Consider the following 933-nt stretch of genomic DNA (forward strand, 5'->3'; position numbering starts at 1 on the left):
AAAAACCGGGAGCCACTTTTTGGGATCATGGTCTAGTCGTCCCGGTCCGGACGGGGGTCGAGGGCCAGCAGCGTCTGGCGGGCGCGTTCGAGGAAGGCGCGGCGCTCTTCGCCGGGCGCGATGGTGACAGCCGGGCCGAAGACGACGCGGCACAAAAGCGGCACCGGCAGGAACTGGCCCTTGGGCAGAACCCGAGACATGTTCTCGATCCAGCACGGGATGAGTTCGACCTCCGGCCGCGCCATCGAGAGATTGTAGAGGCCGGAACGGAACGGCAGCAGCGGCTCGTCGGTGGTGTTGCGGGTGCCCTCGGGGAACAGGATCAGCGAATGCCCCTGGTCGAGCACCGACAGCATAATGTTGATCGGGTTCTCGGCCTCGTCGGTCCACTGGCGGTGGATCAGCACGGAGGACAGCATGTCCTCGGCGATGTAGCGGCGCAGCCGCGACTTGCCCCAATATTCGGCCGCGGCAACCGCATGGGTGCGGGCGCGCACCTTCTCGCTGAGGCAGGCCGAAAGCAGGATGAAGTCGCCATGGCTGGCGTGGTTGGCGAAATAGATGCGCTGCCGCTCCGAGGGCTGGCTACCGTTCCAGATCGGCCGCACGCCGGTCACCACCCAGGCCATCGCCGACAGGCCGACCGAGGTGATGGTCTGCAGGAGGGTGAAGGTGTTGGCGCGGATGTGGAGTTTTGTCATCGAAGTCTCAAAGCAATGCCGCCATCAGTGACGCTGCCGCGAACACCGCAAAGGCTATGCGCTGCTTTGTCAGCAGCCGGCGCGTGCCCGCTATGCGCTGGTCGAGCGATCGCGTCGCGGCAGGGGTCGGCTTCAGCCGCATCCGGGCGAGCAATTCGTCGACCGCGCCGCCGCCCGAAACCTCGCTGTCATGGCTCGCCATCAGCCGGAACAACAGCGCATCGAACAGGAT

Annotated in this window: 1 protein-coding gene and 1 pseudogene; both read right to left on the minus strand. The window is 65.6% G+C overall.

All coding sequences use genetic code 11. The features are described from left to right. Positions 1-32: 32 nt before the first annotated feature. Entirely contained in the window at positions 33-701 is a 669-nt protein-coding gene (locus tag EN780_RS35340) for a lysophospholipid acyltransferase family protein (protein ID WP_127284433.1), read from the minus strand. Positions 702-708: 7 nt separating this feature from the next. Next, positions 709-933, minus strand: a pseudogene (locus EN780_RS35345) (hypothetical protein); the annotation flags it as partial.

The organism is Mesorhizobium sp. M4B.F.Ca.ET.089.01.1.1, from assembly GCF_004022605.1.
GTDB classification, from domain to species: domain Bacteria; phylum Pseudomonadota; class Alphaproteobacteria; order Rhizobiales; family Rhizobiaceae; genus Mesorhizobium; species Mesorhizobium abyssinicae.

What these genes read in the sequence shown, in the direction of transcription:
- EN780_RS35340 (WP_127284433.1), bottom strand. Translation starts at nt 701, where the DNA reads ATGACAAAACTCCACATCCGCGCCAACACCTTCACCCTCCTGCAGACC.